We start from the raw sequence: 22,188 nt of genomic DNA, 5'->3' as shown, positions 1-22,188 counted from the left end.
TGTTAGAACCCGCAAGATTTCTGAAGTAGAAACGGCGATTGAGGCGCAAGAGTACGAAAAGTCTCATAAAGTGCACTTTAGGAGAACAGGTTAGAACCTCTCTCCAAGCTCTAACAGAGCCGTTTATGCTTAATATCCTATTATCATTTGTCTGATTTTACACTCCAGATGACACTAAGACACGGTTTAGGAGTACTTTTCGCAAAACTTCGGTAAAATCCCATCCAATGTTAGAACCTCTGCTAGACAGTGCATTTCGGTATACCCTTTCCGGCAACATACACAACGTGCATAACATATATCGAGTAAGATTTATATTTTAAAAAAGAAAAAGCCGAGGATGTCTACGCCTCGGCTGTTCGAATAACCTAGTTTTTGTCCCAATCCACCGAAGTCGGTAGCGGATTATCGGTGATTGGAACCGTAAACGTTTGTTGTTGTGTCCCACGGACCATATGAACCGTGGCTGTATTGCCGGAGAACGTGATTCCTACAAATGCGGGGATAAATCGTCCCTGAAAATATTTCGGCAGTTCCACAACGAGATGATATCCACCCTTCTTGTCGTCATTGATGACGGAAACACGCGGACCCTTCAAGTGAGGGTACACAACGGTAGTGTTATAGACGATCTTTTTTTCGTCCGCCAGTACACTGTGATGTGCAGAAGTATTGTTTGCATGACCCGATGTAAACTTTTGCCCGTTGATTTTGTCCCACTCAAATCGCAGATCTTTTTTTCGTTCCGGATAAAGCGGGGCAGTTCCACCGTCTAGTCGCACGTAAGGATCGACTCCATCGGAAAATAGTGCAACCTCCCAATATTCGTTGCCACCGTCAATGTTATCAAGGTTGATCGGTGAACCTTCTTTGGGCAATCGGTAGAAGCTCATCTCCAAGTTACTGAGATAGCAATCGTTTTTGTCGAGCAAAACAATCTCAGCATCAACGACACCCTTGCCCTTTTCCTCGTTCTCGTAAAGAACGTAAGGCCCCCACATATGCTCCTCTTCAAAATCGAGCATCTTTATGCGTACGGCGCGATACGTGTCCTTATTCCAGTTTTGGAGAAGGTTTTCGTCGCCACTGGAGTTGACGAGATTGCCCGAGCCATCATACCACGGTTTTCCGTGATGAAGTGTATGGAACGGCTCATATCGGATCAGCGATTTACGCAATACAATATGAGCTCTAGTTATCGCAGAGGGTAACTGCAGAGTACTGAGATACGCAGCAATTTCCCTCATGCTCGGCTCTGTGGTTTGGAACGAACCGGAAGCGTCACGTCCAATGGGATAGTTCCCGATATACGTGTCTCCGTGTAAGAGTTCGGAAACGGTGTTTCCGAAATAACAGGTGCGGCCATCTTGAGCTGCTTGAGCTGTCAAAGAAAATGATGCCAAGAAGCACGCTGCGAACAGCGTCGACAAGACTATTTTAATCATCTCTTTTCCCTCCTGAGGATTTGAGTTCTAGTACATATATACTATGGGGGCTACAAAAAGTAAAGGTTTTCTATTCGGTTCGAATCTCTCCGAAAAATAAAAAACTTCGCATTTACAATGCGAATCTCAACTGGAAAATTACAACTAAAATTCCCTGTATCTTACTCACGCCCAAATAGCGCATGTTATAACCCGCAAAAGTAATGATCCAGAAACGGCAAAAGCGCCGATGAAGCGTTCAAACTGAAATTCTGTGCGGGTGGGGAGAATCGAACTCCCGCTATCTGATTGGCAACCAGATGTTCTGCCATTAAACTACACCCGCTATACCAAAAATGCTATCAGATTTTATTTTATACCGCAATTAGTAACAACTTCATGTATATTATGTAAACACAAATTAACAAAACCTTACGGCCGTAAGGTTTTGTTAATTTGTGTGTCTAGAAATCTTAAAACCCCATCCAAATCCTCCGGCAAATCCGCTTCAAGCATAAGCTTTGCTCCGGTTGGAGAAACGAATTCCAGACGCCACGCGTGCAGGAATTGACGGGTGAGTCCGGCAGGACAAACCGGTTTTTTCCCTCCGTAAATTTTATCGCAAACCACGGGATGGCCGATAGCGGCGAAATGCGCCCGAATCTGATGAGTACGCCCGGTTAAGGGTCTGGCCTCCAAAAGAGTAAAATCGTTAAAACTTTTAGTGACCCTGTATTCGGTAGCGGCTTCGCGTTCCTTGCCGGCCAAACCGCGGCCCGCGACGCGCCGCATCGGGCTTTTTCTGCTTCTGGCGATCGGAAGGTCTATCCGGCCGTCTTTTTTCTTGAGCTCCCCCATCACCAAAACCAAATAAGTTTTTTTAATAAGGCGTTTTTGAAAAGAATTTTTCAGAAAATCAAAAGCCGGCTGATTTTTGGCGACAAGCAAGAGCCCCGAAGTGTCTTTATCCAAACGATGTACGATTCCGGGCCTTTCCTGCCACGATCTTGCCGAACGGTCTCCCACGTTTTTGATTTCAGGATATTTTTGGACAATGCTTTGCGCCAGAGTTCCGTCGCGATGCCTCTCATCCGGATGGACTACAATACCATACGGCTTATTAACGGCCAGAAAATTTTTATCTTCGTATATTATGTCCGGCTCCACGGCGGCTGTTTTTTGTTTTGTTCTGAATCCAAAGGTTTATATGCCGAGGGAAGCGGAGACGACGGAGACAAAGGCGGAGGCGGAGGCGGAGGCGGATGTGGAGGCGGAGTTAGAGGCACGGATTGTGAAATCGGCGCGCCTCGCTGGGTGAACGAAGACGCAAGCGGAGGTTTTGGCGGAGATGGAATAGAGGGCGCTGGCGGGAGCGGCGGCTGAGACGAAGCGGAAACCGGCGGAGATTGAATGGTCGGCTTTATCGGGGGCTTTTGAACTTCAAAGGGCTTGGGAAAATCAGATGGTTTTTTAGAAACTTCGGTCGGCTTGCTTTCAGACCAAATAATTCCGTGGACTTTTTCATCTTTTTCAGGTTCAGCCACTATATGCTTAAAGGGTTTTTGTTTTTTGTCTTCATAAAGAAAGACGGCTGACGCGACTCCCAGAGCCAAAAACAAAACAATATATCTCAAACCGGTAATTAAGGATGAGGATAGCTCAACTTCCGCGTTTTTAGCTACAAAACTTTCATAAAAACCGACGCCAAAAAACAGAATAACGCTTAATGCCACCCACGAGGCCACTCCCCACAAAATTGTTTTTAAAATTATTTTTGCCATATGAATATATCATAACACAAACCTTTTGTGGGCTCGTCCAGACTTGAACTGGAGACCTTTCGCATGTCAAGCGAACGCTCTAACCAACTGAGCTACGAGCCCATAACTCATATTATTACTTTAATTTAAAAGCTTTATCAACAACCCTTCGGCTTCGCGATATACCCAATCGGCTCTCTATTTTACCGATAGACAATCCGCTTGCGGAGCCGCACCGCTAACAATTTCCAATTTTTCTTTTTTTTATCAAACTTGCAATTTCCTCACTGGTGCCCCCGCGAGGAATCGAACCTCGATCTAAGGATTAGAAGTCCTTCGTTCTGTCCGTTGAACTACGGGGGCTGATTTTTAAAACAACTCAATAATTTATACTACGAAAAAACAAACTTTACAACGATGGTTCCTATTACAATGACGGATCGCCAAACAATGGTTCGCTAAAAGCTTTATTAAAATCGGACTCCCTATCCCGCATCGCTTCTACTGCTTCTTCAAAACCGGATAAATTAATTTCGGAAAATTTATCCGAAACAATTACATCGGACGCGCGCTCGGCGCTTAAAGACAAAAACATAAAAATACTGAAAATTATTGACGCTAAAAATAAAATCGAGGCTGAAAACAAAAACCATCCCCAGTATTTTCTGGCCGGAGCCGCAAACGCGTCCAAAATCCGTCTCCCCGACCCCCTTCCAAAATCAGATAAATTAATTTTAAAAAAATCGGATTCCATAATAGTTTAAAATTTATAACTTAAAAGATTTAATTTAACCTGCAAGTCCCAGATTCCGGAATTTAAAACGCTGAAACGCGCAGTTCCTATTTTCACCTGATAATTTATGTTCTCAAGCAAGGTCAAAAACTTCAAAAGGCGGCCGAAACTGCCCTCAAGGTTTAAATTAAAACTCGGACCGCCATCCTCAACTTTTGCTTGGAGCGAAACCGAAGATATTTCCAAAGACGCTCCGGCATCAGCAGCCACCTTCTCCAAATTCTCTATAAACCCGACAACGCTTTTCTCATCAACAAAAACATCCTCTATTTTAGACCTGTCGTCGCCGATAGACTGAAGTGTTTCTTCCAGCAGTTTAATGTTTTTCTGTTTGGCGTCGGCCGCAAAAATTTCTTCCCGCAAAACTCCGATACGTCCACCAGCGTCATCCAGCCGGCGATAAAACAACCACCAGCCGAAAATTGCCAGCGCGTTCAGAAGAAAAAGAATAATTATTGTTTTTAGCGCTCCCTTATTCATAATCTAAATCAAAAACCAAAGAATAATCAAAATTATTTTCTTTCAGAAGATTTGATATGGGTGAATTCACTTTTTTGAAAAACTCATTAGTCTCGTTGGATTTGGCGAAATTCAAAAGCAGTTCCCGATTTTTGGCAACCCCCGATATTGAAATTTGAGTTAACCCCTGTCCTTTTTGGCCCGCGGAATAAAAAGATATGCCGGATATTCCAATGCCGGAAGGCCTGCGGCTCAAAATTGATTTTATCGCGGGAGATATCTCAAATAATTTCTTTTCCCCGGAATTAAAAACCGCTATCTCGGCGTTTAAAACCCTTATTTCAGACTCAATATCGGTCGCGCGTAAAAAAGCGGGGCCGCGTTTGACAGCATCAAGCTCCCGCGTTAGTTCCGCTTCCCGGGCATTAAATAAAAACCACAAAGGCGAAAGTAAAATTATATTCACGGCCACGGTTAAAAATACGAAAACGCCAATCGTAACCGCCAAACGTCTGATTCGCTCATTTCTAACCTCGTTTTGATAATCTTCGGGCAATAAATTTATGCTCATTTTAATTTGTATCCAACGCCATTAAACCAAGACCTATCGCCGAACCCAGAGCCAGAGATTCGTTAAAAGTTATCTCCGGTATATATTTTTCAAAGGGAGCGACATTAACCCACGGATTTCCAAGCTCAACCGACAGCCCGAGTTTGGCCGCCAGATACTCGCTAAAACCGATTAGATTGGAATCCCCCCCTGAAAGAATAACTTTTGATATCTGCGGTTCAGATTGGTGCACATGTTCGGCGTGAGTGTTCCAAAATAAAATATGCCGCTCTATTTCATCGGAAACCGCCGCAATCACCGGCAGTATGGATTCAAAAACAGCGCGGTTCTCGGAAGCTCGCGACATTCCGTTTTCTTTCTTGGTTTTTTCGGCGGCGTTTACCGGAATATTCAGAGATTTGGCAATGGCCTGATCCAGAGATTCGCCGGCAACATTAACAGTTGAACTGAAACGCACCAATCCGCCGGCGATTATGACAAAAGTAGTCCGGGTTTTGCCAAAATCAACTATCATGGTCGGCGGATTCTCATGACTCTCCGGCATCAAGGCCCGGCTCAAAGCCGCGGTCTCCATCGCAAAAGAAACCGGATACAGGCCGGCGCTAAGATAAACATCCAAGTAACTTTGAACCATCGTTTTGGAAAAAGCGTAGACTACGACGTCTTGATGCGGAACTTGGTTATCATTTATCTTTACGCCGTCAACGGCAGCGGCCGCGGGTTTCAAAAATTCAAAATCAAAAACAGACTCGCCGGCAGGCAACGGAATTTTTTCAGGCAAACCCGATTCCACGGCTTCCCGAATCTGATTTTTTTCCATTTTCGGCAAAGACATAACGCTGATATAAGCCCTTTCTTCCGGCAGAGCCGCGACTACATGGTCAACCCCCAAGGGTTTTAAAAATTCCGCCAAATTTGCCGCAAGCTCATCAGGTTTTTTTATTTCTCCGGCCAAAATCAAACCCGAAGGCAAATTCCTTTTGCCGGCCCTTTTTAAACGTAGCCCCGCTCCGTTTTTTTTGAGCTCAACATATTTTATTGAGCGATCCGAAATATCCAATCCCGTAATCGGAAAATCAAGATAGGACGGCGGCGGAAAAAATTTGGATAGATGCAACATATATTTATAATACAATGACTAATTTTTAATTAGAAACCAGGTGAATTAGAAATTATATTACTGCGTTTCCCGCCAAGACTCTATTTCATAGCCGCCGGATGGGCCGGAAGAAAAATTAAGATCGGCAAAGCCAGACTCGTAAGTAATGGTGGTGCCATTGCCAACTTTCAATCCATATCCCGTCGCTTCTTTCAAATTCAAATTATTCCCGGCGTTGATAATGCCGTTAGGAGCGTAAAAAATTGCTCCCTCTGCTTTGTTGCCAAGTTTAATGGCGTCCTCGGGTCCGAAAGTTGAGAGGAGCATCAAATAGCTCCCTTCTTCACCCGACCCCTCGAACACCGCTGCCTGATTTCCAAAATCCACCGAACCGTCAACAACCAAAACCCCGGAAAGCTGGCCGTAGGAAGCATCAAGCTTAAGTATGGGGTTGTTACCGAAATTAATCGTGCCGGTCACCCAGATAGTGCCCGTAAGAATGAGAGTGGCGCTGTTCCCCAACGTAAGGTCCCCGGATATTTTTTTAGGACCCAGGGTCTCGGAACTGTTGTTACCCACGGAAAACCCGCTTATGACGCCGCCGGCCTCGGCATCTGCTTTCCAGCTGTCAATTAAGCTTTCCGGAATCGGGAATTGCTCCGGTTCAAGAGGCAAGGCAAGAATTTCCGTGGAGGCGGCTGAACAGTTAGCGGAAAAACTGCCGGCATAATGTGCTATGCCCACCACTATGCAGTTGTCAAAATCATACCCCCAGGCATCTTCTTCAATGCGTATGTCTTTCACTAAATGCGCGCCGGCGGATTTAGCCGTGCCAGTGATAGTGGTTTTGTCTTTGCCGTTACCGATTATATCGCCATTTGAAAAAACATTGCCGACCACAACCGAATCATTGCCAATTACAACTCCTCCCTCCCCCACCTGTACGCCGTAATAAAAAGAAATTCCGGTCCCAAGACTTAGAGCGGTTTTTATTTTCCTAAAAATATTATTCTTTTCGCCCAAGGTTTCAATTTCTTTAGAATCTAAAACATCATTTACGCTGGTCGTGGCCGTAAGATCGCCTTCAGAATAAACAACTTGATTCGGCATATTCTTACCCGAAATCAAGCGATACGCGGCGTCCTCAAGAACACCCTCGGCATAAACGTAGCTCTGCCTGGAATTTTTAAGATTCTTAACGCTCTTAAGTTCAGACAAAGCCGAACCGGCAAATGCTCCGGCAAGCGCGAGCGAAATGAATAAGAAAAAGATAACTGCCGTGAGCGCCGCTTGCCCCGAATTATTTCTTATTTGATTTGAAAATTTCATTTCAGTATCCTCCTTTTAAAATCGCGGTCTGATAAAAATTACGCGAAATCTGATTTTTACCTCCGGAAGCCTCTATAATCAAAGTTATTTTTAAAGCCTGCGAATGCTGCGTCTGAATTTTATTAACGACAAAAGAAGAAACGTCGGTATCATCGGATGTCAAAAATTTTTCGGCTCCGGCTCCTTCGCGAAACGCCAGACGGGAGCCCGACAGATAAAACTCTTTTATTTCCGGAGTCGGATCTTCAAAACTTTTTATCGTATTTAAAACAACGCGCGAGGGATTAACGTCAAACGAACTCGCGCCGTCATCCACGCTTGATGCCAGTCTGATTTCGCGCGTTACGCGCTCAAGCGCGGTTTCGCTGTCAAAAGCAACTCTTCTGATAAGCCGCGCCCTGGCATAGACCGAAGACATAGTTAAAATCGTATTAACCGTAAACACAATCAAGACCGCAAGAATTGCCACATATATAACGGTCTCTATTAAACTTACTCCGCTTTTTTTATTCATCACGAAATAAATTAACGACATAACTTGTTAATCCGATATTTTCATTCTGACTCCAGTCAAGATTAAGCTCGGCTTTAACGGCATCGGTGTCCAGCGTCCCGGAAACGGCTATGTTGTCGCCGGCGTCTCGATAAACTCGGCGCAAAACAAAGGTCCGGGAGAATTTTCCGTCAATAAGCTGGGGAGCCGTAGTGGCAGACCAAGAGCCCGCGGAAAAAACCGGCTGATAAGTCTGGTCCGGCGCAAGAGCTGAAATATTTGACCAATTATCGTCGCGCATTAAACGCAAAACTTCAACGCCTTCTTCGGCAAGATAAGCCGCCTCAATGCCGTCCAGACTCTCTGTAGCCGATTTAAAAGCGATCTGCCCGACCGCGACCAAAGAAAAAAGCGAAACGGCAACAAGCGATACCGCGACAACCGCTTCCAGTAAACCGAATCCCGCAACCGTGTATGGCGGTTTTTGGTTCGTCGGCGTTTGCCTGAAACATTTATAAAAATCGTCAATCATGGACCAAACCGCTGGAATTTAGATAAACCGTAAATAATTCTGACGGATCTTTTTTCAATCTGACCGAAACATTGCCCTCCGGGTCGGACTCACCGGTCAGACGTTTAAAAACAGTGTCCGAACCTGAAAAATTTATATTAAAAATCTCCGTCCGCAAAGATATGGCGCGAATTTCGTTTTTCGGGTCGTCCGGAATAAAATCGGGGCCGACAAAAACAATAATCCGCGAAGTTTCAAAATGGACTCCGAATTGATTTTCATTTTCGGAAGCCAGAGTTCTGGAACGAGCCTCGCGCAAAGCTCCGATAATTTCTTCGCGGGCTCCGGATAAAGCCCGTGAATCGCGAAACTCATTTAAAGCCCCAAGAATAATTACCGAAAGGATAATCAAAACCGCGATTGTGATTAAAATTTCCAGCAAGGTCAGCCCTTTTTGCGTCATATTTATTTTTTATTCCGATTACAGTCCGCCGGATATTGAATAAAGCGGCTGTATCATTGAAACGGCGAAAAAACCGACAAAAACTCCGATAATAATCATCAAAACCGGCTCTATTACGGTCGACAGCGCCTTGGTGGACTCGGCCACGCTTTCTTCATAAAAAGAGGCTACGCGCAAAAGCATGTCTGAAAATTTTCCGGTTTCTTCGCCCACCGCCATCATTTCGCCGACCAAAAGCGGAAACAAATCATCATTTTCAATAAATACGCGCGACACCGGATTGCCTTTCTGTATTTCGCCTCTGGCTGAATTAAGCACTTTTTTAAATCTGGGATTCTGGACTACGTCTTCGGTGACCTGCAGAGCCTCAACTATTTCAACGCCCGAACTGATTAAGGACGACAGAGTCCGGCTGACCCTAGCCGCGTTAACTTTTTTTACTATCCCCGAAATTACGGGGAGCTTCAAAAAAAACGCGGATAGAAATTTTTTTCCCGGAGCGCTGCGCGTCAAAAGCAAAAAAATCGCGGCGATCACGACGCCTAAAACCGATGATAAAAACCAGTGTCCGGTCAAAAATCCGCTGATGCCTATAATAATGGAAGTGGTTGCGGGCAATTCAACACCCAATTCTTCAAAAGTGGAGACCAGCGTCGGCACAACATAGACCATCATCAAAATCCCTATTATCACCATGGCTATAATTATTACTGCCGGATAAACAAGAGCTCCGCGCACTTTTCTTTTCAGTTCATACTCCCGCTCGAGCTGATTGGCCACCAGACGCAGTGCCTCCTCCAGTTTTCCGGAAGCCTCGCCCGATTTAACCATTGAACGAAAGAGCGGCGAAAAAACGCCCGGATAATTTTCCATAGATTGACTCAAAGAGCTCCCCTGCTTGATAATCTGCCCCATATTTTCAAGAGTCTTTTTCCAGTTTTTGTTGTCGCTTTGACGCGAAAGCACGTCCAACCCCCTGATCATGGAAACTCCGGCGCCCACCATAACTGCCAGATTTCTGGCAAAAACCATTTTTTCCTGTATTGATACTCGCCCGAATATTGAAGATAACTTTAAAAAGGACGACTCGGCTTTTTCCTCTTTGCGGCTGATTAAAAAATAGCCTTCTTTTCTCAGGGCATTCGCCAAATCAAAACGATCCGCGGCTTCTCTGCGGCCTTCAATGACTTGGCCCGCAAGATTTTTGGCTTTGAATGAAAAAACGGCCACGATTATTTTATTCGCTGGTCACTCTCATTATTTCTTCCAAAGAAGTAATCCCTTGGGCGGCTTTAATGATGCCGTCTTCAAACATGGTTACCATGCCTTCCAGGCGCGCTTGTTTGGCAATTTCGTCAGAAGTCGCCTGCCTCACGGTCATTTCTTTTATGGTTTCCGACATTTCCAGCACTTCATGAATACCGATACGGTCTTTATAGCCGTCGGGACAGTCGGCAGTCGGCGCGGGCCGGTAAAATTTTATATCCTTCCAGCCGTCTTTGGGTTTAATTATCTTTTCCTTTCTTAAAAGTTCAATTAATTTATCGGGGTCAACTCCCTGGCCGAAACTTCGCACTTCGCTTTCCGTAATATTGTAAGATTTGTTTCTTTCGCAAAGTCTTCGAACTAATCTTTGAGCGATAATGACATTTACGGTTGAAGATATAAGAAACGGTTCAACTTTCATTTCAAGCAAACGCGGCAAGGCGCCGGCTGCCGAATTGGTATGCAGAGTTGAAAGAACCAGATGCCCCGTCAAAGACGCGTTTACGGCAAGAGAGGCCGTTTCGTTGTCTCTTATTTCACCGACCATCAGTATGTCCGGATCCTGGCGCAAAAGAGAACGCAAGCCGTTCGCAAATGAAAATCCGATATCCGGACGGACTTGAGATTGGTTTATTCTGGGAATCCTGTATTCAATCGGGTCTTCCACGGTTGAAATGTTAACCGCGGGCGTGTTGAGTATTTCAAGAACCGTGTACAAGGTCGTGGTCTTGCCGGAACCGGTCGGGCCGGTAGCCAGAATCATTCCGGTTGGTTTTCTTATGGCGCGTTCAATGCGCTCAAGGCCTTCGCCGCGAAAACCGAGCTGTTCTAAAGTGAAACCGTGCTTGTTTTCGGGTAAGAGCCGCAAAACCGCTTTTTCGCCGTCAAAAACCGGAAGGACTGAAACCCTAAAAGAAACCTTTTCTTCATCCGTTTCAATCATAAATCTTCCGTCTTGCGGCAAACGATGCTCATCAAGCTTGAGATTGGCTAAAACTTTCACGCGGGCGATTATGCCCGTGGCGACCTGCTTAGGCAAAACCATGGCGTCCCGCAGAATTCCGTCAATGCGATAACGCATCAAAAGTTCTTTTTCCAGGGGCTCTATATGTATATCTGAAGCATGCTGGACTATAGCGTGACGCAAAAGCGTATCCACAATACGGATTATCGGCAGCTCTTCAGCCGCCTTTTTCAGGTCTTCCCCGCTCGCGTCTTTTACTCCCACCTCAAGTACCTGCTTAATTTCTCCGGCTTCTTTTTTTATTATCTCGCCGAATTCAGCCGCGAGACTTTTTTGGTATTGCCGCAAAACATTGGTCATGGAAGATTGGCTGGTCAGACGCGGCTTTATTTTAAGATTTGCTTTTTTCTTTATGAAATCAATGGCCGCCAAATCTTGAGGGTCCAGCATCGCCACTTCCAAATTGCCCCCCTCCAGGCGATAAGCCACGATATTATGGCTGCGGGCTATCGGTTCGGGTATGATTCCCAAAACGCGCGGGTCTATTTTTTCCTGCTCCAAATTAACGAACGGCACTCCTAAAATATAAGCGTGGAGCCGACGCAGGTCGTCATCGGAAATTTTTCCCGACTCAACCAAAACATCGGCGATGTCTTTTCCGGAATCGGTCGCCTTTTTCTGAGCCCGTTCAAAATCGTCTTTTGAGATAAGTTCCGAATCAAGAATAAAAAGTTTTAAGCGTTCCGGATCTATTTTCATTTATTGCCGAGTTTATTTAAAGTTTCCTTTATTTTAGCGGCGACTTCGTCAAGCGAATAATTGGTCTTAACCAAAAAAGATTTGACGCCGAGCTCGGTCATGCGGTTTATATCCTGACTTGATTCCAGATTCGTCAAAACCATTACCGGAATCCGCCTAAGCTCCGGATCTAGGGCTAAATTCTCCATAACCTCAAAACCGCTTTTTCTGGGCAAAATAATGTCCAATAATACCAAATCCGGCTTTTGCTTCTTAATAATCTCAAGGCCCGTTTCGCCGTCTAAAGACGAAAAAATTTCATAGCCCGCGGCAATCAAAGTTTGAGACAAGCTTTTAACTAAAATCGGGTCATCTTCCAGTATTGCTATTTTTTGTTTGGCCATAATTATTATTTATATTATAATCTCTGTTCTCTTTTGTTTTCAAACTCGCGGCAAGGAAAACCAAAAAACACTGCCCTTATTTTCTTCGGACAAAAAACCTATTTTGCCTCCGGAGGCCTCTACGAAAGCTTTGGACAAAAAAAGGCCGATGCCCAGTCCGCCGGAACGGTACCGATAGACGTCGCGCGAACGGAAAAACTTTTCAAATATCTTTTGCCGGTCCTCTTTCGGGATACCGGCTCCGGTATTGGCCGCGCTCCAAAAAATACTGCCCGATTTTTCATAAATTTCTATTTTTACCGAGCTGCCCGCGGGGCTGTAACGCAGCGCGTTTTCTAAAATGCTGAAAATCACGAAGCTGATTTTTTGAGGGTCGGCAAAAACCGGAGCGTCTGTTTTTGTTTCCAGATCCGCTTTAACATTCAAGTCCCGCGCGACTAAAGACAAATCCCCGATTATTTTTTCAGTGAGCTCTTTTAAAAAAATCTTCTCCGGCGCAAGACTCATCTTTTTTTCTTCAATTCGCTCAACTTCCAGAAGACCGTTGACGATGCGTATCATCTTTTCATTTTGTTCGCCAATTGAAGATATAACGGACTCGGCCGAATCCGAGGCCTTCATGCGGGTATTATCGGACTTCAAAAGATCCAGGCTCCATTTGACTGCTGACAAAGGAGAACGCAATTCATGCGAAATTATGCTTACGAATTCCGATTTAAGTCGCGAGGCCTCAACAATATTTTCAAAAGACCTGACAATGGTGTGGCCGACTATAAAAAGAAAAGCTGTCACCGCGAGCACTATCAAAGCGGCAATCTCCGGCTCGGTAACGCGGCTGGCGACCAAATAGGTGACGATTATGGAAATAATTATAATCAGCCCGGTAACCGGAAAAAGAAAATGCGGGCATTGCCAAAATCCGACACCGACCGCCCCGCATCTTTTTTTTATATTAAGCGAATCCAAAATCCGCGCCTCTCCCATATATTATTATATTAACACAAAAACAGCCGGACTTGACACGAAATAACGCAGGAATTATTATATGAATACCCTTTATTGTCCGCCTCCGGCGGGCATCTTTACTAAATAGAGGATAAAATATGATATCAGACACAAAAACATTTCAATCGGCGCTTGAACAACTTGAAATCGAGCGCGGCATACCCAAAGAAAAAATATTGGAAACAATAGAGCTGGCTTTGGCGGCGGCCTACAAAAAAGACTACGGAAAAAGGGGGCAGATTATACGGGCCAAATTTGACCCGGCAAGCGGCCGCTCCGATTTCTGGCAGGTAAAAATAGTCGTTGATGAATCAATGCTCAAACCAGAGGAGTCTGACGAGGAAACGGCTGAAACAGCCGAACCGGAAAACCAAAAGGTCCCGGAAATCCGACGGTCTTTTGAACCCCAGGAACCCGAAGAAGAAACTCCGACTGAAGAACATAAAGTCCGTTTTAATCCCGAACGACATATGATGATTGACGAAGCCAAGAAGATAAAAAAGGGCGTGAAGGCCGGAGAAGAATTGACTTTCGTCCTTGAAGCCAAAGACGATTACGGACGGATTGCGGCCCAGACCGCCAAGCAAGTCATAATCCAGCGAATACGCGAAGCTGAACGCGAGTCGGTCTACGACGAATTTAAAAAGAAGGAGGGCGGAATTATATCCGGCATAGTTCAGAGAATAGAGGGCCGTAATGTTTTTATGGACCTCGGAAGAATTACGGCCATTCTGCCTTCTGAAGAACAAATCAGAGGCGAACGCTACCGGATAGGAGAAAGAATAAAAGCGCTTTTGTATCTGGTGGAAAAAACTCCGCGCGGAACGAACCTGTATCTTTCGCGCACTCACCCGCAATTTCTGGTAAAACTTTTTGAAATGGAAGTTCCGGAAATGGCTTCGGGCACTGTTGAAATAAAAAGCGTTGCCCGAGAGCCCGGGGCAAGGTCAAAAATCGCTGTGGCTTCTTCAGCCGAAGGGATTGACCCGGTCGGTTCGGCCGTGGGCCAAAAAGGAGTCCGGGTTTCAACTGTTATAGCGGAGCTCGGCGGGGAAAAAATAGACATTATAGAATGGTCGGATGAACCGCAAGATTTTGTGGAAAACGCGCTGTCGCCTGCTAAAATTCTTGACGTTGAAATACAGAAAAGAAGCCGAACCGCGAAGGTTATTGTGGACGAAGACCAGCTGTCGCTGGCAATCGGCCGGGGGGGGCAGAATGTGCGGCTCGCGGCGCGGCTTACCGGATGGAAAATAGACATTCAGTCGCGAGCAGGCGAATCCGTAGCCCAGGCCTCGGAAGAAGGGGAAGTTTCGGGAGAAAATATTGAAAAAGGCGAATAGGCCTTGCCGATGCCGAATTTTTTGTTTATGCTTTTATTTATAAATTATCGGTTTATCAGCTTAATTTAAAATTTTAAAGCATATGCTTGAATCCTTTCCTATTATAGTGGCGTTTGTATCGCTCTTTTTTGTCTGGTGGCTTGTTTCGTGGATAAAAAAACAGCCGCTGGGCACGGACAAAATGCGCGAGGTGGCTTCGGCCATAAAGGAGGGCGCGAACGCCTTTATCAAAAGGCAATATAAAACCATCGGCTGGATTTCTCTTTTATTGGCTCTGGCTCTTTTTTTGGTCTACACTTTCACGGGCGATCCGGAGCTTGGGTGGCAGACCGCCTTCGCTTTTATTTTAGGCGCGCTTTCGTCGGCTATCGCGGGCATTGTGGGGATGAAAATGTCCACTACGGCCAATCTTCGTTCGGCCGCGGCTTCCAAAAGCGGTTTTAATTCGGCTATGCAAGTGGCTTTTCGCGGGGGGGCCATAACCGGAATTATAGTCGTGGCTCTTTCGCTTTTTGGAATTTCGGGATTGTTTCTTTTTTATAAATTTCTCGGCTACGATGTCGTAAAAATTCCCACGCTCATAGTCGGCTATGGTTTTGGCGCGTCTTTAGTCGCGCTTTTCGCGCAGCTGGGCGGCGGGATTTACACCAAAGCCGCGGATGTCGGAGCCGATCTTGTCGGAAAAGTTGAACAGGGTATTCCCGAAGACGACCCCAGAAATCCGGCGGTTATAGCCGATCTTGTCGGCGATAATGTCGGCGATTGCGCGGGGCGCGGAGCGGACCTCTTTGAATCAACCGCGGCCGAAAACATAGGCGCCATGATTTTGGGCGCCGCGCTCTTTCCTTTTTTCGGCATCGGCGGAATAATGTTTCCTCTGGTTTTGCGGGCTTTGGGACTGGTCGCGAGTATAATCGGACTTTTTGCCGTTCGCGCCCGAGAAAATGAAAACCCTATGGCGGCATTAAACCGAGGATATTATTTGACCCTGGGACTTGCCGTAATCGCTTTTTTCTTCACCACTAAATATCTGCTGGGCAATATGTGGTTTTTTGCCGCAGGGCTCGTCGGCATGCTGACCAGTTTGGTTTTCGTTTACATCACTCAATATTATACCGATTCGCGCCACAGGCCGGTTCGCTCCATCGCTCAATCATCTGAAACGGGGCCCGCGACAAATATTATTTCCGGATTTTCCGTCGGCCTTGAATCAACGGCTTTGACGGTGCTGGCTATAAGCGCGGCTCTCCTTGCTTCATTTTATTTCGGAAAACTTTCGGGAATTCCCGGCGGAGGACTTTTTGGAACGGCCGTGGCCACAATGGGCATGCTTGCCACTGCCGCCTACATTTTGGCTATGGATGTTTTCGGCCCCATTACCGATAACGGCGCGGGCATTGTTGAGATGTCCGGAGAGTCGGAAGAATATCGCGACGTGATGGATAAATTGGATTCTGCCGGAAACACCACCAAGGCCCTGACCAAGGGCTATGCTATCGGCTCGGCGGCGCTTGCGGCGTTTTTGCTTTTTTCGGCATATCTTGAAGAGGTGCATTTAACCGTCGTAGATTTGGCTAAAGTTGAGGTGTTTGTCGGCGGGATGCTCGGCGCTATGATTGTTTTTCTTTTTTCGGCTTTGGCCATCCGCGCCGTCGGCCGCTCCGCCTACTATATTATTAACGAAGTCCGCAGGCAGTTTCGCGAAAGACCCGGAATTATGGCCGGAACCGAAAAACCGGATTACTCAAAAGCGGTTGACATAACAACCAGAGGCGCTTTGAAAGAAATGATTTTGCCCGGAGTTCTTGCCATTGTCGGTCCGGTTGCGGTCGGACTTTTGTTAAGAGCCGAAGCCGAAGCAGGACTTTTGATGATTGGAACTATTGCCGGGGTTTTACTCGCAACCGTTATGAATAATAGCGGAGGCGCGTGGGATAACGCTAAAAAATGGATTGAAGAAGGCAATATGGGCGGCAAGGGTTCGGACCCGCATAAGGCCGCGGTAACCGGCGACACCGTCGGCGACCCGTTTAAAGATACGGCCGGTCCCTCGCTTCATGTTTTAATAAAACTTCTTGCCACGCTGACACTGGTACTCGCTCCGCTATTTGTTTAAGTTATTTATTCAGCAAAGTGAAACGAAAAAGACACCTCTTCCTTGAGGTGTCTTTTCTTGCTGCTTGATGTGGTTAGTCCTTCGACTAGCGCTCCACCCCCTCGAGCCGATGGAGAGCTTTGTTTCCGTCAACAATATCCACATCGGGATATTTGGCGGTGAGCCAGTCGAGGCACCCGAAGACCTGGGCACAGAGGATATTCAGAATGCGGGCGTGGATGCCGCTCGCCGAATACCCCACGCCATCAGAGCCCCACAGGAACGCCCTGCCGATGTGAACCGTGACGCTGTACTGATCAACAGAAACCTCCGTAACGCCGGGAATTTCCATGATCTGCCTGACGATCAGAGCTCCTGTCGTGCCCAGAGCGCTCAGGTGCTCGACACATTCTGGCCTGCCGATCGGCCGGTAGAAAGCGCTGGGTCTTGGAAGTGCAGAAATCTCCTCCGTGAGGTGATACTGCTTGCAGTTGCAAAACGGATTTTCGAACTGTTCCACCACGATTGTCCCCTTCATCATCATTCCTCCTCGTCGGGGGATTTAAGGTGCATGTCTAGGACGGGCCAATCCCGCCCCAGCCATTATTACTCTTCAATTGTAGCACCCGAAATCCAATCTGTCAATAGGCGCGTAATGGTTCAATAGCTTTGCAACGCCCTGATATAAAATTTGTGTTTTAAATAAAAAAAATTGAAAGGTGTTAAAAAATATGATAAATTTTTGGAATGAAGCGATACGCTTTTATAGATGTATTAAATACAGAAAATTCCGCTGAGCAAATGCTTGGTTTTTCAATTAATTGGAGAAGGCTTGCCGACTATTTAATGAACAAGAGGTCGTGTTCGGAAGTTTCTTTTTACACAGGAATTGACAATGGGGATGTTGAAACCGCCAACGAATTTGAGTCCTTAAAAAATGATGGGTACACAGTAAAAAGTAAGCCGATTTTTGCTTATAAAAATAAGGACAAAAAGATATCTAAACGCTGCGTGCGCTGTAAAGAAGAAAACGTATTTATTGTTGATATGGGGTACAAGAAAAAGTCGAATTGCGACGTTGAGTTGTCAATAGACGCAATTGAAAAATCTGCTCCTGGGGTTGAGCTGATGCTGTTTACTGGCGATGGCGATTTTGAATACTTAATAATTAAGGCTTTGGAAAAAGGCGTTGAAAGGGTTTATATTTTTTCTTATTCCGGCAAAGACTCAAAAGCTGGGATAACGATTTCTAGATTTTCGACAAAACTTCGCAATCTTATAGCCGTAGATACAAAAAGAGTTTTTTATACCTCTCTTTTAGATATAAAACACGCCATAAAAAAAGAATTGCCCACCACATAAATAGAAAAGCCCCGCTTTCGCGTGGCTTTTCTGAATGATGTTTTCAGTATACACCCCACAGAAATGAAAGTCAAGGTTATCCACAACACACTGCTGACAGTCAGTTTCTTATGTTCAAAGAATGCTCGTTAATCACGCGGCTTTTTCTGTCGATGCTTCGGTCCGCTGGCTGGCGGATTGGGCGGATTTTTCTCTAGCCATTTCCGCAAACTCGCGGGCGTACTTTTGCAAAGTTTTTTGGTATTCTTCTTCCCCTTCTATTTCCGCGTCAGCAATGTCGCCATAAATTGTAACTTTTTCCATTAGTCCTTCGCCCCTTTTTAATTTTTCGTGTTCCGGCGCGTTCGTAACATCGCCTACTATTCTAGCCGCCTTTTCCGCTCCCGGAATATGTATTGAAAAGAAAAAATCCGCCCCGCGTCTGTCTAGCTCCGTTCCCACGACCGGAAAAACCTTAAGCCGTTTCTGGTCGTCTGGTTTTATAAATCCGAGCTCCGATGCAATTTTTTCGCGCAAATCCCTCAAAAACTTTCTTTTCGGATTTGTCGGGTCGCCGTCAAAATATTTTTCAACATAATCAAAAAGACATCCGGTTCGTTCCTGACTTCTAGTATCAAGAGCTTTTTTCACTTCCGGAGGGATTCCTTTTTCCCACTCCGGCCGGCCAACAAGAAAAATCTCATTTATTCTTCCTCCCCCCATCGGCGGCGCTGATTCGTATCTTCTCATGTTTAAAATATAGCTTTTAATTTTGAAAAAGAAAATAAGCTATTGAACCATTACATGGGGTTGACAAAAAATACTTAATCGTATAAAATAGCGAAAGAGTACGGGCAACAAATCCTAACAGCCGAACGGCTAGAAAGGAAACGGTAATGTTAGCATTTAGAGTCGGGGAAGTATGCGGACTTTTAAAGGCCGCGATCTTGTTGCTTGACCCCGAGGGCCGACCGCACCAACGGGTTAGAGAAGCGCTGACGATGTTTGGAATTGTATCTGAGAATTTGCAGCAAGATTACATCAGGAGCCGAACCGACTTAAACAAAATCAATGCCTGTGCACAATCAAAGCTTCTGGACGCAATAAGTGAACTCACGGCTCATGGCATAAATAGATTGGGGCTCTCTAGCTCATATAGATCCTCGTTTCCCAGCACTAATGTCTCGACTATTATCGCTTCCGCCGCCGATCACATTTCACGATTGGGGACCCAGTAATAAAAAGCGTCATTTACCCGACGGGGTTGACGGGAGATAGCCGGGAACTAGATGGCAGATCTTGAATAGGGAGTTTTGCCTGGTTTTCGCTCTGTTCTCAGGACGAAAGTTAGGCGTTGACATCTGGGCCTCATCGGCCATAATAGAAGTGTAGAGTAGGAGAGTAAGTCAATCTGGGTTAAAAGGGTCGAAACCTTATAGGCGTGGGCGGAGAATATAACATGAAAATAAAGGGACACGATTCAATTAAGTAACGGAAGGAGGAAGCGATGGAAAAGATGCTGGAAAGGGCATTTCAAATCGGAAAATTATGCGGGATTTTAGAAAGCGCGATACTCTTGCCTAACCATATCGAATCGCGCGAGAAGATTGGAGCGGCGCTGAAGCTGCTTGAAGATCAGCGGCATGATATCTCGAATGATAACTTGGTTCGAGTGGCATCAAAGCTTCTTCTCGCAAGCAATCTTCTCCCAAATGTTGGCGTCAATTCGCTTGGAGAGATTCTTTCTCTTGCCTCCAAGCGCATTGGAAACCTCGCACTTTAAAGACAAGTCGTTGCTTACGAAAACGGCCGAGCCCTGCTCGAGCCGTTTTTTTATTTAAATACAGGTTTTTGTAAGAGAAATCGTGTTATTATAAATTGTGCGACATTCGGATAAAAATGATTTTTTAAGGCAGTACTTGGAATATCTGGAAATTGAAAAAGGCCGAGGCCTGAAGACCCTTGATAATTACGACAGGTATCTTGCCGCCTTTTTTGATTTTGCCAAAATCGCAGCACCCGCCGACATTACTGATGACGCTGTACGCGATTTCCGGCTGTGGCTCAATCGCAAAAATCTAAAGAAAAAGACCCAAAATTATTATTTAATCGCGCTACGCGGTTTTTTAAAATATCTGGCCAGGCGCGAAATCGCGAGTTTAGCTGCCGAGAAAATAGAATTGGCTAAAACAGGGGAGCGCGAAATTGATTTAATATCGGAAGACGAATTGGAGCGTTTAATCGTCTCTCCGTCCGGAGACGGCGCCAAGGGCTTGCGGGACCGCGCGATTCTGGAGCTTTTATTTTCAACGGGACTTCGTGTGTCCGAACTTTGCTCGCTTAATCGCGATTCTGTCAATTTGAAAAAGGGGGAGTTCAGCGTAAGAGGCAAGGGAGAAAAAGTGCGCCTGGTTTTTTTGTCCGATGACGCGAAGTCAGCCGTTGAAAATTGGCTGAATAAACGGCCCGACATTGAAGAGGCCCTTTTTGTTCGCCTCCCAAGAACTAAAAGCCACAAGCTAAAAGCTATAAGCTATTCCCGCCTCACTCCGCGTTCGGTAGAAAGAATTATAAAATATCACGCGCTCAAATCCGGCATTTCCAAAAAAGTTACTCCGCACACTTTGCGCCATTGTTTTGCCACCGATCTTCTGACAAACGGCGCGGATTTGCGTTCGGTCCAGATAATGCTGGGGCATTCCAACATTTCAACCACGCAAATTTATACTCACATCACTAACCGCCAGCTTAGCGAAATCCATAAAACATTTCACGCGCGCAAGAGAAAATAAAAAAACTTGGCGGTCGGACCGCCAAGCTGCGCGAAAGATTACGAGATTAAAAATTTCCTGTCTTCCAAAAATCTTTCAACTCCTTTAAGAGTAAGACCGAGGTCGTCTTTATCAAGAAGTTTAAATCCTTCCGCGTATAATTCCCAAAAAATTTCAGGAGGCACCGCTGCTATATCCGCCCCATGGCACTTCGCGATTTCTACGTGTCTCATTTCTCTTATGCTGGCCGCCACAATTTTTGTCGCGAAACGGCCCACGTCTCTTATCTGTGTTATCAAAGCGAGTGTTTTGCAGATAAAATCCTCCGGCGTTCCTGTTCTCACGATCTCTTCTTCATAAAATCTTTCATTTTCTTCTGCAATTTTTTTGTTAAAAACCTGCCAATCGAGGTTTGTGCTGCCGTATTTTTGTAACATTCTATCCGCCACGTATTGATCTATGGCCTCTTTTTCTTTGCTCCCCAGAAAAAGACTTATAAAATCCGCTCTCGCCAGCATTGCTTGGCGCGCCTGCCACGGATCAAAAATTAGGGTGACGTTAGTTCTGACTTCAAGATCCGCGGGCCGTTTTAATCTTTCCATAGCTTTATGGCCGATTCTGGTTGCGGGAACCTGGACAACTATTCTTCGAGCATCCATCATCCAAAAATCCATGCCTTCTTTATACATTATTTCAGGAGGCTGATTCTCGGTTACCTGGGCGCTTATAGCCGCCGGCAGATTATTTGCGGCAAAAACATCGCGAATTTCCTGAATGAGCGTTTTGTAATCCGGTCTGTTCGCTTTTTTGGCAAGCGTTGGATTCGTGGTGACTCCCGAAATATGTCCTGTCGCGACCGCCCTTCTTATCTCTTCAATTTCACAGGTGTCAAGAAACAACTCCATCGTCGTCCCTCCTGGCTTATTTCCATCTAAACCGATATAAACACACAAGCAGTATTTTTTCAATACACGCGTAGTTTATCTAGATTCGGCGCGCCCGGCAGGATTCCCCTTCGGGCCTGGATTTTCTGGTCAAGAAACATCAGAAAATCCTTCTCATCCTGACGCGAACAAAGCAGTTTGTTCGCTCCGTTCGCGCCTCGCTGTCGCTTCGGCGCGCCCGGCAGGATTCCCCTTCGGGCCTGGATTTTCTGGTCAAGAGACATCAGAAAATCCTTCTCATCCTGACGCGAACAAAGCAGTTTGTTCGCTCCGTTCGCGCCTCGCTGTCGCTTCGGCGCGCCCGGCAGGATTCGAACCCACAACCTCCTGGTCCGAAGCCAGGCGCTCTATCCGTTGAGCTACGGGCGCGTAATACAGCCATTGTCCCATAAAAACGATGGAAACCAAAGAAAAA

The 22,188-nt window shown here is 45.8% G+C and carries 24 protein-coding genes and 4 tRNA genes; 5 read left to right on the top strand and 23 right to left on the bottom strand.

What is annotated here, in order from left to right; translation table 11 throughout:
• Positions 1-368: 368 nt before the first annotated feature.
• From HYY55_03395 to HYY55_03310, 18 genes are all read right to left on the bottom strand, one after another.
• The gene (locus HYY55_03395; protein ID QQG45993.1) at positions 369-1,445 is read right to left on the bottom strand and encodes a hypothetical protein; all 1,077 of its coding nucleotides are present in this window, start codon (positions 1,443-1,445) and stop codon (positions 369-371) included.
• A 254-nt stretch (positions 1,446-1,699) separates the two neighbouring features.
• Positions 1,700-1,770 (bottom strand) — tRNA-Gly (locus HYY55_03390).
• An 86-nt stretch (positions 1,771-1,856) separates the two neighbouring features.
• A complete protein-coding gene (locus HYY55_03385; protein ID QQG45992.1) occupies positions 1,857-2,591 on the bottom strand; it encodes an RluA family pseudouridine synthase in 735 nt (244 codons plus the stop codon).
• The gene (locus HYY55_03380; protein ID QQG45991.1) at positions 2,576-3,205 is read right to left on the bottom strand and encodes a hypothetical protein; all 630 of its coding nucleotides are present in this window, start codon (positions 3,203-3,205) and stop codon (positions 2,576-2,578) included. Before HYY55_03380 ends, HYY55_03385 begins: the two co-directional genes overlap by 16 nt.
• 28 nt (positions 3,206-3,233) lie before the next feature.
• Positions 3,234-3,307: transfer RNA gene (locus tag HYY55_03375), tRNA-Val, on the bottom strand.
• A gap of 165 nt (positions 3,308-3,472) precedes the next feature.
• Positions 3,473-3,547, bottom strand: a tRNA-Arg gene (locus HYY55_03370).
• Between the two features lie 64 nt (positions 3,548-3,611).
• Complete coding sequence (locus tag HYY55_03365; GenBank protein QQG45990.1) at positions 3,612-3,938, bottom strand: hypothetical protein; 327 nt, start codon at positions 3,936-3,938, stop codon at positions 3,612-3,614.
• 6 nt (positions 3,939-3,944) lie between these two features.
• A complete protein-coding gene (locus tag HYY55_03360; GenBank protein QQG45989.1) occupies positions 3,945-4,457 on the bottom strand; it encodes a hypothetical protein in 513 nt (170 codons plus the stop codon).
• Positions 4,450-5,007: a hypothetical protein gene (locus HYY55_03355; GenBank protein ID QQG45988.1), complete on the bottom strand. Its 558-nt coding sequence runs from the start codon at positions 5,005-5,007 to the stop codon at positions 4,450-4,452. Before HYY55_03355 ends, HYY55_03360 begins: the two co-directional genes overlap by 8 nt.
• Position 5,008: 1 nt before the next feature.
• Positions 5,009-6,127, bottom strand: coding sequence for a type IV pilus assembly protein PilM (gene pilM, locus HYY55_03350; protein QQG45987.1), 1,119 nt, complete (start codon positions 6,125-6,127; stop codon positions 5,009-5,011).
• A gap of 57 nt (positions 6,128-6,184) precedes the next feature.
• Entirely contained in the window at positions 6,185-7,435 is a 1,251-nt protein-coding gene (locus HYY55_03345; protein QQG45986.1) for a hypothetical protein, read from the bottom strand.
• Between the two features lies 1 nt (position 7,436).
• On the bottom strand, positions 7,437-7,970 hold the full coding sequence (locus HYY55_03340) for a prepilin-type N-terminal cleavage/methylation domain-containing protein (protein ID QQG45985.1): 534 nt from the start codon (positions 7,968-7,970) through the stop codon (positions 7,437-7,439).
• Positions 7,942-8,460, bottom strand: a complete 519-nt coding sequence (locus tag HYY55_03335) for a hypothetical protein (GenBank protein QQG45984.1) — start codon at positions 8,458-8,460, stop codon at positions 7,942-7,944. Before HYY55_03335 ends, HYY55_03340 begins: the two co-directional genes overlap by 29 nt.
• The gene (locus HYY55_03330) at positions 8,453-8,902 is read right to left on the bottom strand and encodes a hypothetical protein (GenBank protein QQG45983.1); all 450 of its coding nucleotides are present in this window, start codon (positions 8,900-8,902) and stop codon (positions 8,453-8,455) included. The genes HYY55_03335 and HYY55_03330 overlap by 8 nt, the downstream gene beginning before the upstream one ends.
• Positions 8,903-8,920: 18 nt before the next feature.
• The gene (locus HYY55_03325) at positions 8,921-10,132 is read right to left on the bottom strand and encodes a type II secretion system F family protein (protein QQG45982.1); all 1,212 of its coding nucleotides are present in this window, start codon (positions 10,130-10,132) and stop codon (positions 8,921-8,923) included.
• A gap of 7 nt (positions 10,133-10,139) precedes the next feature.
• Complete coding sequence (gene tadA / locus HYY55_03320; protein QQG45981.1) at positions 10,140-11,891, bottom strand: Flp pilus assembly complex ATPase component TadA; 1,752 nt, start codon at positions 11,889-11,891, stop codon at positions 10,140-10,142.
• The gene (locus HYY55_03315; GenBank protein QQG45980.1) at positions 11,888-12,274 is read right to left on the bottom strand and encodes a response regulator; all 387 of its coding nucleotides are present in this window, start codon (positions 12,272-12,274) and stop codon (positions 11,888-11,890) included. The genes tadA and HYY55_03315 overlap by 4 nt, the downstream gene beginning before the upstream one ends.
• 39 nt (positions 12,275-12,313) lie before the next feature.
• Entirely contained in the window at positions 12,314-13,258 is a 945-nt protein-coding gene (locus HYY55_03310) for a HAMP domain-containing histidine kinase (GenBank protein QQG45979.1), read from the bottom strand.
• 119 nt (positions 13,259-13,377) lie between these two features.
• Between HYY55_03310 and nusA the strand changes: the two genes are divergently transcribed.
• Together nusA and HYY55_03300 are read left to right on the top strand one after the other, a co-directional pair.
• Positions 13,378-14,622, top strand: a complete 1,245-nt coding sequence (gene nusA, locus HYY55_03305; protein ID QQG45978.1) for a transcription termination/antitermination protein NusA — start codon at positions 13,378-13,380, stop codon at positions 14,620-14,622.
• Positions 14,623-14,704: 82 nt separating this feature from the next.
• A complete protein-coding gene (locus tag HYY55_03300; protein ID QQG45977.1) occupies positions 14,705-16,738 on the top strand; it encodes a sodium-translocating pyrophosphatase in 2,034 nt (677 codons plus the stop codon).
• Positions 16,739-16,823: 85 nt separating this feature from the next.
• Here HYY55_03300 and HYY55_03295 read toward each other — a convergent pair whose 3' ends face one another.
• Entirely contained in the window at positions 16,824-17,258 is a 435-nt protein-coding gene (locus HYY55_03295; GenBank protein QQG45976.1) for a hypothetical protein, read from the bottom strand.
• Between the two features lie 206 nt (positions 17,259-17,464).
• Here HYY55_03295 and HYY55_03290 point away from each other — a divergent pair, with 206 nt between their 5' ends.
• On the top strand, positions 17,465-18,079 hold the full coding sequence (locus HYY55_03290; GenBank protein QQG45975.1) for an NYN domain-containing protein: 615 nt from the start codon (positions 17,465-17,467) through the stop codon (positions 18,077-18,079).
• 132 nt (positions 18,080-18,211) lie between these two features.
• On the opposite strand, the gene HYY55_03285 is transcribed toward HYY55_03290, so the two are convergent.
• A complete protein-coding gene (locus HYY55_03285; protein ID QQG45974.1) occupies positions 18,212-18,808 on the bottom strand; it encodes a hypothetical protein in 597 nt (198 codons plus the stop codon).
• A 757-nt stretch (positions 18,809-19,565) separates the two neighbouring features.
• Between HYY55_03285 and HYY55_03280 the strand changes: the two genes are divergently transcribed.
• Both HYY55_03280 and HYY55_03275 read left to right on the top strand, forming a co-directional pair.
• Positions 19,566-19,841: a hypothetical protein gene (locus tag HYY55_03280; protein ID QQG45973.1), complete on the top strand. Its 276-nt coding sequence runs from the start codon at positions 19,566-19,568 to the stop codon at positions 19,839-19,841.
• Positions 19,842-19,938: 97 nt separating this feature from the next.
• Complete coding sequence (locus HYY55_03275) at positions 19,939-20,850, top strand: tyrosine-type recombinase/integrase (protein ID QQG45972.1); 912 nt, start codon at positions 19,939-19,941, stop codon at positions 20,848-20,850.
• A gap of 38 nt (positions 20,851-20,888) precedes the next feature.
• Here the strand turns inward: HYY55_03275 and HYY55_03270 are convergent, their stop codons facing one another.
• From HYY55_03270 to HYY55_03260, 3 genes are all read right to left on the bottom strand, one after another.
• Positions 20,889-21,734: a hypothetical protein gene (locus HYY55_03270; protein ID QQG45971.1), complete on the bottom strand. Its 846-nt coding sequence runs from the start codon at positions 21,732-21,734 to the stop codon at positions 20,889-20,891.
• Positions 21,735-21,793: 59 nt separating this feature from the next.
• Positions 21,794-22,096 (bottom strand): hypothetical protein, encoded by a 303-nt coding sequence (locus tag HYY55_03265; protein QQG45970.1) that lies wholly within the window; start codon positions 22,094-22,096, stop codon positions 21,794-21,796.
• Positions 22,070-22,142, bottom strand: a tRNA-Arg gene (locus HYY55_03260). The genes HYY55_03265 and HYY55_03260 overlap by 27 nt, the downstream gene beginning before the upstream one ends.
• Between the last annotated feature and the right edge of the window lie 46 nt (positions 22,143-22,188).

Source organism: Candidatus Niyogibacteria bacterium, from assembly GCA_016432485.1.
Taxonomy (GTDB): Bacteria; Patescibacteriota; Minisyncoccia; order HO2-45-28; family HO2-45-28; genus HO2-45-28.
Note: the sequence above shows the minus strand (reverse complement) of the source record. Positions and strands in the feature narration are given on the sequence as shown.